The organism is Microcoleus sp. Aus8_D2 (assembly GCF_036702665.1).
GTDB lineage: Bacteria > Cyanobacteriota > Cyanobacteriia > Cyanobacteriales > Microcoleaceae > Microcoleus.
In genome coordinates this window covers 120,461-134,415 of sequence record NZ_JAUBUN010000012.1, presented here as the reverse complement: position 1 = coordinate 134,415, position 13,955 = coordinate 120,461, and the positions used below count along the sequence as shown (strand labels likewise).

Genomic DNA, 13,955 nt, shown 5'->3' with positions numbered 1-13,955 from the left:
GAACCTGGGTTAAGAAGGACTGAAGTCCTCACTACGAACCTGGGTTAAGAAGGACTGAAGTCCTCACTACGAACCTGGGTTAAGAAGGACTGAAGTCCTCACTACGAACCTGTTTTGCACTATCTATCAGCTCAATGCAGCAATTCTTCTAGTTTTTGTTGATTCCACAAATACTGATATAGCCCTGGTTGCCGTACCAATTCTGCATGAGTGCCACTTTGCACTATTTCTCCTTTGTCCATGACGAAAATGCGATCGGCACTAGCAGCAGCGGACATCTGGTGCGAGATGAAAATTACGGTTTTGCGATCGGTTCCGGTTGCTAAGTTATGCAAAATATCGGTAGCAGTTTGATTGTCAACGCTGGAAAGAGCATCATCTAAAATTAGCACGGGAGCATCAACTAACAAGGCTCTAGCTAATGCTGTCCGCTGCCGCTGTCCCCCAGATAAGGTAATGCCGCGCTCGCCGACAACTGTTTTGTACTGTTGCGGAAAGTTGAGGATTTCGGGGTGGATTTGGGCTTGTTTGGCGGCTGCTTCAATTTCCGGCTCTTCTGCTAAAGGATTGCCGTAGCGGATGTTATTCTTGATGCTAGTACCGAATAAGAAGCTTTCTTGGGGCACGTAGGCGATCGCCCCGCGCAACTCCCTCAACTTCACCTCGGTAATATCCTGTCCGTCTACAAACAACTCACCCGCATCGATATCCAGCAAGCGCGGCAGGGCATTAGCTAAGGTTGATTTGCCAGAACCGATCGCCCCAACAATTGAGACTGTTTCGCCCGGTTTTATGGTAAAATTGACATCTTTGAGCGCGGGTATCTTAGCACCGGGATAGGTATAATTCAAATTGCGAGCGACTATTTCGCCTTTGACTGGAGTTGGCAATTCAACTGCACCGGGAGCATCCTTAATTTTAGGTTCCACAGTCAAAATTGATTCGATGCGATCGACACTGACTTCTCCGCGCTGGTAAGCAGTAATAGTGAAACCCAACAGCGCCGTCGGAAACACTAAACGCTCGACATAAATCAGCAGCGCCACAAAATCGCCGATGCTAATTTCGCCCTTAGCAATTGCGCCACCACCCGCAGAAAGCAGCACCAACAAACTGATGCTTGCCAAACCTCCCAGCAGCGGAAAAATAAAGTTTCTAGTTTTTGCTAATTCCAAATTTGCTGATAGCAACTGTGCGTTAGAATTGCGAAAAGCGCGGCGTTCGTTTTCTTCTTGAGCGTAGATTTTAATTACGGATATCCCGCTCATATCTTCTTGAATTAAATCGCTCATTGCCGATAGTTCTTCTTGCACGGCTAACTGCTGAATGCGCAGTTTGTCACTAAATAACTGCACCAAAACTAGCATAAATGGATAAACTGCGATCGCCAACAGCGTCAGCCGTACATCAATCCCCAGCATCACCGGCAAAGTCAAAGCATAAGCAAAGGCTGTATTCGCCAAACTCAGCACTGCAAAACCCACCAAGCGGCGAATATTGTCTAAATCGGAAGTGGCGCGGTTAATTAAATCCCCTACTGTATTGGCCGCAAAATAAGACGGTTCTAATGTTAATAAATGATTAAATATTTGCTGTTTGAGGTCAAATTCGACTTGACGCCCGACGCCAAACAGCAGAATCCGCGACGCCATCCGAATTCCCCACATAATTGAGGCGAGTACCAGAATCAGCAGCACGTAGTTGAAAACTTGGTCAAATTTAGTCGCAAATTGGAGAGTATCAACTGCATTCCGAATCAGTAGGGGAATGTAAACGCCCACAGCATTGACAATTAATAGCGAAAAAACGCCCCAAAATGTGGGTTTCCAGTGCGGGCGCATATAAGAACCGAGTTTTTGCAGTCGAGAATAACGAGCCATTATGTTATGTCAGTTGTCATGGGGCATGGGGCATTGGGCATGGGGCATTGGGCATGGGGCATTGGGCATGGGGCATTGGGCATGGGGCATGGGTCATGGGGCATGGGGCATTGGGCATTGGGCATGAAAGGCTTCACTCAAGGTAAAAAGAAGGGAGAAGGAATCTCTATCAGAAGGTAGATGACTGCCGGCGGAAGTTAAGAATTTTTTGAAGGAAACTTGTGCTTTGGGATGACGGGCTATCAAAATTGGGTTTGGGACTGAGGCAAAAGCCGATCGCCCGAAATAGCACAAATCACATTATATCTGCGGGGAAAGCGCAGTGCCGTCTTCGACTCTCACCCGGACTGCTCCCCCAAATCCGCCCCGCCAGCCCCCACACTCCTGAGGGGCACGCTACAATCTAAAGTCGAGCGACTTAGCACTCAGAGTCAGAGAGTGCTAAATTTGCTAATGTAAGCGCAAGGAGACAAACATGACCAAAATAGTTGCATTTAGCGACAAATCTCGGCGGGCACTGGAACGCGGCGTCAATCAACTCGCCGATGCAGTCCGCATTACCTTGGGCCCGAAAGGTCGGAACGTCCTACTCGAAAAGAAATTCGGCGCTCCCCAAATCGTTAACGATGGTATCACCGTTGCTAGGGAAATTGAACTCGAAGATCCTCTAGAAAATGCTGGCGCTCGCTTAATTCAAGAAGTCGCCTCCAAAACTAAAGATATCGCAGGCGACGGCACCACCACCGCTACGGTGATTGCTCAATCCTTGATTCGCGAAGGTTTGAAGAATGTCGCAGCAGGCGCAAATCCAGTCGCACTGCGCCGGGGGATTGAAAAAACGATCGCCCATTTAGTCCTAGAAATCGCCAAATTGGCGAAACCAGTCGAAGGCTCTGCCATTGCTCAGGTCGCCACGGTCTCCGCCGGTAACGACGAAGAAGTCGGCGCCATGATTGCTCAAGCCATGGAAAAAGTCACCAAAGATGGCGTCATTACTGTTGAAGAGTCCAAATCTCTGTTGACAGAATTGGAAGTTGTCGAAGGGATGCAGTACGATCGCGGATATCTTTCCCCGTATTTCGTCACCAACAACGATCGCATGGAAGTTGAGTATGAAAACGCTCGCATCCTGATTACCGACAAAAAAATTAACTCCATTCAAGAACTAATTCCGCTTCTTGAAAAAGTCGCCCGCACCGGTTCACCGCTGATCATTATCGCCGAAGATATTGAAGGTGAAGCTTTGGCAACTTTGGTAATTAACAAAGCACGCGGTGTGTTGAACATCGCAGCTACCAAATCTCCTGGTTTTGGCGAACGACGCAAAGCCATGTTACAAGATATCGCCGTTCTCACCGGCGGTCAACTGATTTCTGAAGAAGTCGGACTCAGCATTGATACCGCAACACTAGAAATGCTCGGTACCGCTCGCAAAATTACGATCGACAAAGAAAACACCATCATTGTCGCTGGCGACGAACACAAAGCTGACGTGAAATCACGGATCGAGCAAATCCGCAAGCAGCTAGCAGCAACGGATTCTGACTACGATACCGAAAAATTGACCGAACGCATTGCCAAACTGGCTGGCGGTATTGCTGTAATTAAAGTAGGCGCAGCTACCGAAACCGAGCTCAAAGACCGCAAATTGCGCATTGAAGATGCTCTCAACGCTACTAAAGCTGCTGTGGAAGAAGGTATCGTCGCTGGAGGCGGTACGACGCTGATTCACCTGATTACAAAAATAGATGCTATCAGAAGCACTTTAGACGCTGAAGAGCAAATTGGCGCTGACTTGGTTGCTAAGGCTTTGGAAGCTCCTTTGCGTCAAATTGCTGATAATGCCGGCGTTGAAGGTTCGATCGCGATCGAGCGAGTGCGCGGTAGCGAGCTGAACATTGGCTACAATGCTCTTACCGACGTGTACGAAGATATGATTGCTGCTGGAATTATCGATCCGGCTAAGGTTGTGCGATCGGCTTTACAAAATGCCGGTTCCATTGCTGGTATGGTTTTGACCACTGAAGCTGTGATTGTCGAAAAACCCGAGAAGAAAAAAGCCGGCGGCGACATGGGCGACATGGGCGGCATGGGCGGCATGGGCGGCATGGGCGGCATGGGCGGCATGGGCGGCATGGGCGGCATGGGCGGCATGGGCATGATGTAGTCCATTATTGTCAACTTAACGTCTAATGTATTGCCAGACTGCTGTTTGACGATTAAGCCCTCCGATCCCCCCGCAGGAAGATCCCCCTACTCCCCCGATCCTCGGGGGGAACCCGAAGATCTCTTTCGTCCCCCGACCTAAGTCCGATCCCCCCTAGCCCCCCGAGGATCGGGGGGAACCGGAAGCGCTCTTTCGTCCCCCAACAATCAGGGGGATGCGAGGGGGATCTCACCTCGGATAAAAGCGAGATTTATCAATGGTTCCAGCCTTGAGTTGACACTAATGTGTGCACCCCATCTCCCCATCTCCTCATCTCCCCCTCTCCCTCCCTCTTCTCCTTTTGTATCCGATGCGTCTTGTTAAAAAAAAGAGCATCTGCTCTAATTAAGTTATATTCCGAAAAATACTATTTCCTGAAAATTTTTGTATCATAGGGGATTGCGCCGAAAATTGCACCGGGAACCGCAGCAGTTAAAGTGCGCAAAAATATTTGAGTGGGTTAAACTAACTTTAGGAAAAATTTAAAGCTTAACTTGCAAGTGATCAAAAAATACCCATGCAGGAAGTTATCAACTCGTTACAGTCTTTTTTCTCTGACTCTGTTGATGCTTTCCTAGAGTGCGATCGACAGCAAAAATACCTATCTGTTAATCCTGTAGCTGCTGCTTGGATGGGATTGGAGCCTGCTGAAATAGTCAACAAAACTCATCAGGAATTATTAAAATTATATCCCAATAATGCTGCTCTGAAAAACATAATCTCGCAGATTGATTCCTGCCTGCAACAAGTATTTATAACAGGGGAAAAAAAGCTGGCAATTCATGAGGTGACGGCGGCAGACGGCGGGATTAAAATTTACGAAACGGCTTACACGCCAGCGGTGGATGCCGCGAGCAATCAGATGCGGGTTTTGGGCGTCGGTAGAGATATCACCAGGCACTACCGCTGGCAGCAGCAGAAAACTCAACAGTTGCGCCGCTCGAACCATTTACTATGGTTGAATGCAGCTAACAGTCCCCTGGCAATGGTAGGCTGGGATGAAGATTTTCGGATCGTTCAGTGGTCGAAACGCGCTGAAGAAATCTTTGGCTGGACATCTGATGATATGATGGGCAAGCAGTTCGGCGATTTGGCTTTGGTTTGCGAGGAAGATCGAGAGGCTGTAAGTGCGATCGAACTCGAACTAGCCTCCGGCACCGGCAATACTTCAATTAATCAAAATAAAACCAAATGCGGACAGGTAATTTGGTGTCGCTGGTTCAACTCGATTATTCGCAGTGGCGACACTTTTACCGTGCTTTCTTTGGTAGAAGATATCACCGATCGCAAACGGCTGGAAGCAGAAAAAGCCCAAGCTTCTAGACTCACAGCAATGGTAGCCGATGTCGGTATTGCCCTCACCAAACACCCTCAAGATATCCTGCTTCCCTGCTGCGAGGCAATGGTGCGAAATCTCGATGTCGCCTCTGCTGAAATTTGGACTTTGAACTCTCAATACAATGTTTTGGAATTGCAAGCAGCCTCGGGAATCTACAGCCGCACAGACGATCGGGCTAGCTTTATTCAAAATAAGGTTAACTCGATCGCCCAACAGAAACAACCGCAATTTGACTGCGGATTTGAACTAAATAATTTGGGAATCCCAGAGGAAGAATCTGGGGAAGCAACAGCGGCATACTGTTCCGAATTAGCCATTATCAACAGCCGTCAACATCCGGGAAATTGCCAAATTACCCAGCAAATTATTACCTTCGCCGGCTACCCTTTAATTGTCGAAGAAAGGCTGGTGGGAGTCATGGTAATTATCAGCAGCAAGCCTCTGACAGCACCCTTTCAGGAAACTTTAGCGTCGGTTGCCGATGTCATCGCTTTAGGCATCGAACGCAAGCGCGCAGAAGCTGAATTAAAATCAGCTAGAGGCTTCCTCAATTCTGTAGTAGAAAATCTGCCGGTGGGAGTTTTTGCTAAAGATGCTTCTTCGCTGAAATTTGTACTGTGGAATAAAGCGGGAGAAACGATCGCAGGTGTTACCTCTCAAGAGGCGATCGGCAAAAATGACTATGATATTTACCCGAAAGAACAAGCTGATGTTTTCACCGCTCAAGACAGGGAAATATTGACCAGTCATCACAACCAATCTACTGTTAAAGAAATAGCCGAAGAGCCGATCCAAACTCGCCACAAAGGTATGAGAATACTGCACACCCGCAAAGTGCCAATTCTCGACGCTCACGGTCATCCTCAGTACGTTTTGGGGATTACAGAAGATATCACCGAACGCAGGCAGGTAGACGAAAGCGTGCGCCTCTACGACCAAATTGTCGAGAATATGCAAATTGGTTTGTACGTCTACCATTTGGAAAATATAGACGATGATACCACCTTGAGGGCGATCGCCTCCAATCCCGCTGCTACCCGGTTTACCGGGCTAGAAATGGCCGACGTTTTGGGGATGACAATCGATGAGATTTTTCCCGATTGGCGATCGAAAAACATTCCCCAAGCATTTGCTGAAGTAATTCGCAACCAAAAAGCTGTGGAAGTGGAAGATATTGACTGCGATGAATCCGGCAGAATAACTCGCGCTTTTTCTATTAAAGCTTTTCCATTACCTAACAACTCCGTCGGCGTTGCATTTGAAAACATTACAGCCAGCAAGTGTCTGGAAGTAGAATTGCAAGTAGCTTTGGCACAAACGGAACGTTCCGAACAACTGCTGCGCACGGTAATCGACAAAACCAGCGACTGGATTTTTGCCAAAGACAAACAATTTCGCTATATTTTGGCAAACAAGAGTTTAGCCGAAGCGATCGGTAAAACAGTCGAAGAAATAATTGGCAAATCAGATTTAGAATTAGGATTTTCAGAAGAGCTAGTATTTGGAAATTCCGCACAAAATCTCCGAGGATTTCGCACAGATGACTCTGCTGTACTGGCAGGCGAAATCATCCACAATCCCTGCGATGCCGCAACTGTTGCTGATGGTTCAATACATATTTTAGACACCAAAAAAGTCCCTCTGCGCGATGCTGAAGGTAATATATTTGCAGTGCTAGGTTTTACTAACGATATTACAAAACGCCATGAATCGGAAGCAGCTTTGCGCAGGAGTGAAGCCAGATTTAGGTCTTTGGTTGCTAATATTCCTGGAGTGGTTTATCGCTGGCGTTGCGATTTTTCAACAAGTTTTATTAGCGAGGCAATTTACTTACTAGCGGGCTACCAGGCTGGGGATTTCATTTCGCGTTTGGACGGCAAAGGCAGAACTTTTGCTAGCATTATTTACCCCGAAGATTTGGCAAAAGTAGAAGCAACTATTCGGCAAGGAATAGAAAATAAACAGTCTTATAATTTAGAATACCGCTTGCTAGCAGCAGACAGCACGGTTAAATGGGTGTGGGATAAAGGTTCTCCAGTGTTCGACGCCGATGGGAGCGTTTCCTGTTTGGATGGGGTAATTTTGGATATTAGCGATCGCTATTACGCCCAAGAAGCATTGCGCCAAAAAACTTCCGAGTTGGAATCTGTTTTTCAGGCTTTGCCGGATTTATATTTCCGCCTCAATGCTGACGGCATTATTTTGGATTACTTGTCAGGAAATTCTGCGGATTTGTACGTGAGTTACGACTATTTTCTTGGCAAACGAATGACGGATATATTGCCACCAACCGCCGCTAGCCAGTTCGAGCAGGCTATTCTTGAAGTTGCCGAAAACAGAACTCCAGTTAATCTAGAGTATTCGCTAACCATGCCGTCAGGAGAAGAAACTTATGAAGCGAGATTGCTGCCTTTTAACTCGAATCAAGCCATCGCCATCGCCCGCAATATTACCAAGCGCAAACAAGCCGAATCTCAATTAAAACATAAAAATCGCGAGCTAGAGCAAACATTGAAACAATTAGGACAGACTCAAGCTCAACTAATTCAAGCAGAAAAAATGTCGAGTTTGGGACAGCTAGTCGCGGGAATTGCTCACGAAATTAATAATCCTGTAAGTTTTATATACGGTAATATAATTTACGCTAACGAGTATGCTAGAAATTTGCTGCAACTGTGCAGTTTGTATCAAGAACATTACCCGGAACCTGTGGCGGCAATCTCGGAGTTTTCCGAGCAAATAGAAATGGAATTCATGAAAGAGGATTTCCCGCACCTGCTGAATTCTATTCAAACCGGAGCCGATAGAATTCGCGAAATAGTTCTGTCTTTGCGCAACTTTTCCCGCCTGGAAGAATCAGATATTAAGCGTGTTGATATTCACGAAGGAATTGACAGCGCTCTGTTAATTTTGCAACACAAGCTTAAAGAAAATGGCAGAAATCGCCCGATTGAAATAGTTAAACAATATGGAATACTGCCACCCGTACAGTGCTACGTCGGACAGTTAAATCAAGTGTTTATGAATATTTTAAATAATGCTATTGATGCTTTAGCTGATGTCAGAAATAGAAAGTTGGAATTGGCGAGTGCAACGGATGGGGAAGCGCAAAATTTTCCGAGTTTACCTTTGGTTTACGACGCATTGCCTTCGATTCGGATTCGCACGGAGGTTTTGGAGAACAATCGGGTGGCGATCGCCATTTCGGATAACGGCCCGGGAATGGCAGAGTCTGTTAAATATCGGATATTTGACCCGTTTTTTACTACCAAACCAGTAGGGAAAGGTACTGGTTTGGGACTGTCTATCTCCTATCAGATTGTGGTGGAGAGACACAGGGGCGCGCTGCGCTGCATTTCCACGCCTGGTGGGGGAACTGAATTTGCGATCGAGATTCCAATTAAGCAAAGATAATTGGGAATTGGTAATTGGTCATTGGTAATTGGTCATTGGTCATTTTACCCAGAGCGACTGGTGCTGTATCTCGACTTCGCTCGATAACCGCGTAGCCGAAGCAAGTCGAAGGGTGGTCATTGGTCATTTTACCCAGAGCGAAGTCGAAGGGTGGTCATTTTACCCAGAGCGAAGTCGAAGGGTGGTCATTGGTCATCGGATATATATGGTGTCATTGCGAGCGGTAGCGTTAGCGTAGCAAACCCAAGGAAAGCAATCTCATATTCTACGATTGCAACGATAGACTCACTCCAAACATATTTAATAGAGCGGAGGCAAAGAAACCCGGTTTCTTATAAGATATTTATTGGGAGACGATAATTATACAAAGAAACCGGGTTTCTGAGACCTGGTGGGCAAGTCATAGTTAAGCTTATTCATACCATGCTTAATTGGTAGTTGTACAAAAAGAATGATAACCTAATTAAAGATACTAAAAGTAAGGAATCTAGACATGGTATACAACAAAAGCATACATACTTCTAGTGCAGTTACAAAACCAATTAAAGATGATGATGATTCCTACGTTGACTATTTTTATGACGCTCCGGGGGCGCTGCCGGGAACTCTCGACTTAGAACCCGATGCACCGCCTCCCGACCTTGTATTAATTGACTATTGCGAGACAGGAGCTACTCGCCCCAAAAAATTGGTAAATCCTCAAGAAGCTGCTGCCTATTTAGATACAGCATCTGTTTCTTGGGTTGATATGTTGGGATTGGGAAACAAAGAAACTTGGCGACAAATGGGCGAAGTATTTAATTTGCACGTGATGGCTCAAGAAGATGTGGTTAATGTTCCTCAGCGACCGAAAGTTGTAGACTATGAAGAACACATTTTAATCATTGCTTGGATGGTGATGATTAAGCCTAATTCAGATAATTTTCACAAAGAACAAGTAAGTTTTATTTTGGGCAAGCATTACCTGTTAACGGTTCAGGAAGAACCGGACTATGATTGTTTTGACCCCGTGCGCGATCGCATTCGTAAAGGACAAGGAATTATTCGCAAGCACGGAGCAGATTATCTGGCCTATACTCTCCTAGATTCAATCATAGATGGATTTTTCCCTGTATTAGAAGTTTACGGAGAGCGGATTGAAGAGTTAGAGGATGAAGTGGTGGTGCGCCCTACTCGAAAAACTCTTGAAAAGATTTATAAAATCCGGCGAGAATTGCTGACGCTGCGCCGCGCCATTTGGCCGCAGCGGGATGCAATTAATACGCTAATTCGAGATGGCAGTGATTTGATTAGTCCAGAGGTGCGAGTTTACCTGCGCGACTGTTACGATCACACAGTGCAGGTGATGGATATGGTGGAAACCTATCGAGAGTTGTCTTCGGGTTTAATGGATGTTTATCTGTCTTCGGTTGGCAATAAAATGAATGAAATCATGAAACTGCTAACCGTGATTTCTAGTATCTTTATTCCTCTCACGTTTGTGGCGGGAGTATACGGGATGAATTTTAATACAGAGAAATCACCGTTGAATATGCCAGAACTGAATTGGTATTTTGGCTATCCGCTTTGTTGGGGGCTGATGATAGCGATCGCCTCTACTTTAGTTTACTTCTTTTGGCGGCGCGGCTGGTTTGAGAATTTTTCTACTCTGAAAGATGACTGAACTCGGAAATTATATCAAATGCGATCGCGATTCACGACCTTTTTCGGGACACGGCGTTGATATGTTTGTTATACCAGTTGAAAAAAAATGCAACTGTGGCACCCGCACTGACCTTGCTAAACCCGGTTTATACGAGATTTTGTGTTGAGTCACGAGAAATACACTCAGAAACCGGGTTTCTAGCCCCTGGTTGCAGCCGTGTCATAAATCCTGGTATCATCAATCAAAAATCCTTAAGCTCCCAGATGCAATGCTGCAAGTAAATCTAAAATTGAAAATCTAAAATCTAAAATCTAAAATCTAAAATCGCTCGGTTCAGGTACAATAAATTTGGGGGAAAAGTAGGCGCAGGCGGTTGCGGATTAGCGAAAGCTTGTCTGAGGAAAGTCCGGGCTCCCGAAAAACCAAACTTGCTGGGTAACGCCCAGTGCGAGCGATCGTGAGGATAGTGCCACAGAAAGATACCGCCCCCCAATTTTAGATTGGAGATTGGAGATTTGAGATGGCATCAAAAATCGAGCATTGAAAATCGCAAAGTTGTTAGGGGGTAAGGGTGCAAAGGTGCGGTAAGAGCGCACCAGCAGCATCGAGAGGTGCTGGCTAGGTAAACCCCGGTTGGGAGCAAGGTCGGAGGAACTACGGTTGGTTTTTTACCAGTTCCGTTCTTTGGTACCGCTTGAGGCGTCTGGTAACAGGCGTCCCAGATAGATAACTGCCGTCGAAAACTGCTTGCAGTTGAGATAACAGAACCCGGCTTATGTCCGACTTTTTCCCCTCCAAATTTTCGGTAAGGCGATCCCCTAAGCACCCGCAGAAATATTTGGGTAACGGAACATTTAGTTTTTCAATAAAAAGCTTTTTTATTAAAATATAATTGATATTGTTGTCAATAAATAATGCTACTTTATTCCAGATCGAAATCCGGACATTCATCAGCAATAGAAATTCAGATTTTTATTATAATAAAACCTAAATGCCCAATGCCCAATGCCCACCCTTCGACTTCGCGAGCGGGCAAGATGCCCAATGCCCAATGCCCAATCCTAAATCCTAAATCTAAAATCTAAAATCCTATGATTTATCCGGGTCGCCAAAAGCAACTTGAAACATTAATTCAAAAGTTGGGACTGTCGAAAGATGCTTCGATAAAATGGCATCTCGTCGATTTAGCTTTGACTCATGCGAGCGCGTCTGCTAAGGCAAATTATGAGCAGCTAGAGTTTGTCGGCGATGCTGTTGTGCGGCTGGCGGCGTCGGAATTGTTGTTTGAGATTTATCCCGACTGTAGTGTGGGGGAGTTTGCTGCTATTCGATCGATCTTGGTGAGCGATCGCATTCTTGCTAAAATCGCTGAAAGTTACGGGTTCGATCGCTATTTAATTGTTTCCAGCAGCGCCGCCGCAGACAAAACAGGCGCCGAGCCCAGACTGGCCGATGCTTTGGAAGCCGTACTCGCCGCCCTTTATTTGAGTGCCCAGACGTTAGAATTAATTCGCCCTTGGTTAGATGGTCACTTTCAACGTCTAGCGGCGGAAATTCGCAGCGATCCGGCCCGCCAAAATTACAAAGCTGCTCTCCAAGAGTTGACTCAAGGCAAATACAAAACTTTACCCAAATATAGCGTGCGAGAAACGGGGACAGTACAGGGCGGCGAGGATCGTTTTACGGCCGAGGTTCGGATTCAGGGAGAGTTGGTAGCAGAGGGAAAAGGTCGATCGATCAAAGCGGCGGAACAAGCAGCGGCTCAGGCAGCTTTCAATAAATTAGTCAGTTGTCAGTTGACCTGTGACCTGTGACAGTTGTCAGTTGACCTGTGACCTGTGACAGTTGTCAGTTGACCTGTGACAGTTGTTATTGGTTATTGGTTATTAGTAATTGGTAATTGGTAATTAAGTAATTGGTAATTGGGGATTGGGGATTGAGTGCATCTGCAACCAAATATGTTTGTAGGGGCGATCGCATGACCTCCGTCAATATGAGATTATAACTAATAAATTATATCCGGTCATGCTTCACCCTCTTCAAAAGTGAGATGCACCCTTGGGGATTGGGGATTGGAATTGGCATTTTTTAGGATTCAAAGATATCCAATAATTACCAATTATGCTATAATAGCTGTGCGATTTTTGAAATTATTATCAATGAAAATCGGAATAGCTGTATTGGGTGCTGGCCGCTGGGGAGTTAACCTAATTCGCAACTTTCTCGAACATCCCAACAGCGAAGTTTTAGTGGTGGTAGACCCGAATCGAGATTCATTGGTGGCTGTCCAAAAACAGTTTAATCTCGATGCTTCGGTGATTTTAGCTACCGATTGGTCACAAGTGCAAGCATTGCCGGGACTGGATGCTGTGGCGATCGCCACTCCAGCTTCCACACACTACACCCTCGCAGCAGCAGCCCTGCAACAAGGCTACCACGTCTTAGCAGAAAAACCCCTCGCCCTCAACCTCAGTGAAGCCATAGAACTCTGCCAATTAGCCGAAAAACAGCAGCGGCAACTTTTCGTTGACCACACTTATTTGTTTCATCCAGCAGTCGATCGCGGCCAAACGATTATTCAGCAGCATCAACTCGGAAAATTGCGCTACGGTTACGCCCAGCGCACTCATTTTGAACCGGTGCGGCACGATGTTGATGCCCTTTGGGACTTGGCCGTTCACGATATCGCTATTTTCAATACTTGGCTCGAACAAACTCCAATTCAAGTCAGGGCCACGGGTACTGTATTTCCGAAGTCAGAAGTCAGAAGTCAGAAGTCAGAAGTCAGAAGTCAGAAGTCAGAAGTCAGAAGTCAGAAATCAGAAGTCAGAAATCAAGCAGAAGGACTAGCAGATTTAGTTTGGGTAACGCTTACCTATCCCGACGGATTTCAGGCATTTATTCACCTGTGTTGGCTAAATCCCGACAAACAACGGCGCTTAACTGTTGTTGGTAGTTTGGGAACCTTGATTTTTGATGAAATGTTGCCGGAAACTCCCCTGATTTTGCACCGTAGTAGTTCAAATCGGGGGGGCGAAGAGGATAATTCTTTTGAAAGTGCGATTCCCTACGGGATAGCTTCGCCGCGCGTACCCCAGCCAACTACCAGCATCAAAAGTCGCGAAATATTAAGTTTAGAACAAGTAGAACCGCTGCGGCGAGTGTGCGATCGCTTCCTCAACTGCGTGCAAACAAATACTCCTTGTCCTACCTCTTCCGGTTCGGCTTCCGTCGAATTAATCCGCATTCTCAGCGCTTTGAGCAAATCCCTCGAACTCGGCGGACAGCCCCTGATACCATTTGAGATTTGAGATTTTCCATTTTTCGATTTTAGATTAATAAAATTCTCTTATGTCCGTGGGAACGACCCCCGTAAAATTGGTTTGAGCGTTCGGAATGCACGTCCTCATAAAAATCCGCGGACTTGCATTCCGAACGCTCAAACATTTTTTATTGGTAATTCACCAGAGA

General features: G+C 46.1%; 7 protein-coding genes and 1 other RNA gene. 7 read left to right on the top strand and 1 reads right to left on the bottom strand.

The features are described 5' to 3' along the window. Nucleotides 1-131 precede the first annotated feature (131 nt). Nucleotides 132-1,880, bottom strand: coding sequence for an ABC transporter ATP-binding protein (locus QUB64_RS12470; protein WP_333269391.1), 1,749 nt, complete (start codon nucleotides 1,878-1,880; stop codon nucleotides 132-134). Between the two features lie 18 nt (nucleotides 1,881-1,898). Here QUB64_RS12470 and QUB64_RS12465 point away from each other — a divergent pair, with 18 nt between their 5' ends. The 7 genes from QUB64_RS12465 (at nucleotide 1,899) to QUB64_RS12435 (ending at nucleotide 13,795) form a co-directional block, all read left to right on the top strand. Beyond that, entirely contained in the window at nucleotides 1,899-2,060 is a 162-nt protein-coding gene (locus QUB64_RS12465) for a hypothetical protein (RefSeq protein ID WP_442921653.1), read from the top strand. A 295-nt stretch (nucleotides 2,061-2,355) separates the two neighbouring features. Further along, nucleotides 2,356-4,047 (top strand): chaperonin GroEL, encoded by a 1,692-nt coding sequence (gene groL / locus QUB64_RS12460; protein WP_333269393.1) that lies wholly within the window; start codon nucleotides 2,356-2,358, stop codon nucleotides 4,045-4,047. Nucleotides 4,048-4,603: 556 nt separating this feature from the next. After that, a complete protein-coding gene (locus tag QUB64_RS12455; RefSeq protein ID WP_333269394.1) occupies nucleotides 4,604-8,839 on the top strand; it encodes a PAS domain-containing protein in 4,236 nt (1,411 codons plus the stop codon). 493 nt (nucleotides 8,840-9,332) lie between these two features. Then, nucleotides 9,333-10,502 carry a magnesium/cobalt transporter CorA gene (corA, locus tag QUB64_RS12450; protein ID WP_333269395.1) on the top strand — a complete coding sequence of 390 codons (1,170 nt, stop codon included), beginning with the start codon at nucleotides 9,333-9,335 and terminating at the stop codon, nucleotides 10,500-10,502. Nucleotides 10,503-10,840: 338 nt separating this feature from the next. Continuing rightward, an RNA gene (gene rnpB / locus QUB64_RS12445) (RNase P RNA component class A) lies at nucleotides 10,841-11,275 on the top strand. 300 nt (nucleotides 11,276-11,575) lie between these two features. Beyond that, nucleotides 11,576-12,298 carry a ribonuclease III gene (gene rnc, locus QUB64_RS12440; RefSeq protein WP_333269396.1) on the top strand — a complete coding sequence of 241 codons (723 nt, stop codon included), beginning with the start codon at nucleotides 11,576-11,578 and terminating at the stop codon, nucleotides 12,296-12,298. A gap of 345 nt (nucleotides 12,299-12,643) precedes the next feature. Continuing rightward, the gene (locus QUB64_RS12435; RefSeq protein ID WP_333269397.1) at nucleotides 12,644-13,795 is read left to right on the top strand and encodes a Gfo/Idh/MocA family protein; all 1,152 of its coding nucleotides are present in this window, start codon (nucleotides 12,644-12,646) and stop codon (nucleotides 13,793-13,795) included. The last annotated feature ends 160 nt before the right edge of the window (nucleotides 13,796-13,955 follow it).

Coding starts and splice junctions, on each gene's coding strand:
- QUB64_RS12470 (WP_333269391.1), bottom strand. CDS start 1,880: ATGGCTCGTTATTCTCGACTGCAAAAACTCGGTTCTTATATGCGCCCG.
- QUB64_RS12455 (WP_333269394.1), top strand. CDS start 4,604: ATGCAGGAAGTTATCAACTCGTTACAGTCTTTTTTCTCTGACTCTGTT.
- groL (WP_333269393.1), top strand. CDS start 2,356: ATGACCAAAATAGTTGCATTTAGCGACAAATCTCGGCGGGCACTGGAA.
- QUB64_RS12465 (WP_442921653.1), top strand. CDS start 1,899: ATGGGGCATGGGGCATTGGGCATGGGGCATTGGGCATGGGGCATTGGG.
- rnc (WP_333269396.1), top strand. CDS start 11,576: ATGATTTATCCGGGTCGCCAAAAGCAACTTGAAACATTAATTCAAAAG.
- corA (WP_333269395.1), top strand. CDS start 9,333: ATGGTATACAACAAAAGCATACATACTTCTAGTGCAGTTACAAAACCA.
- QUB64_RS12435 (WP_333269397.1), top strand. CDS start 12,644: ATGAAAATCGGAATAGCTGTATTGGGTGCTGGCCGCTGGGGAGTTAAC.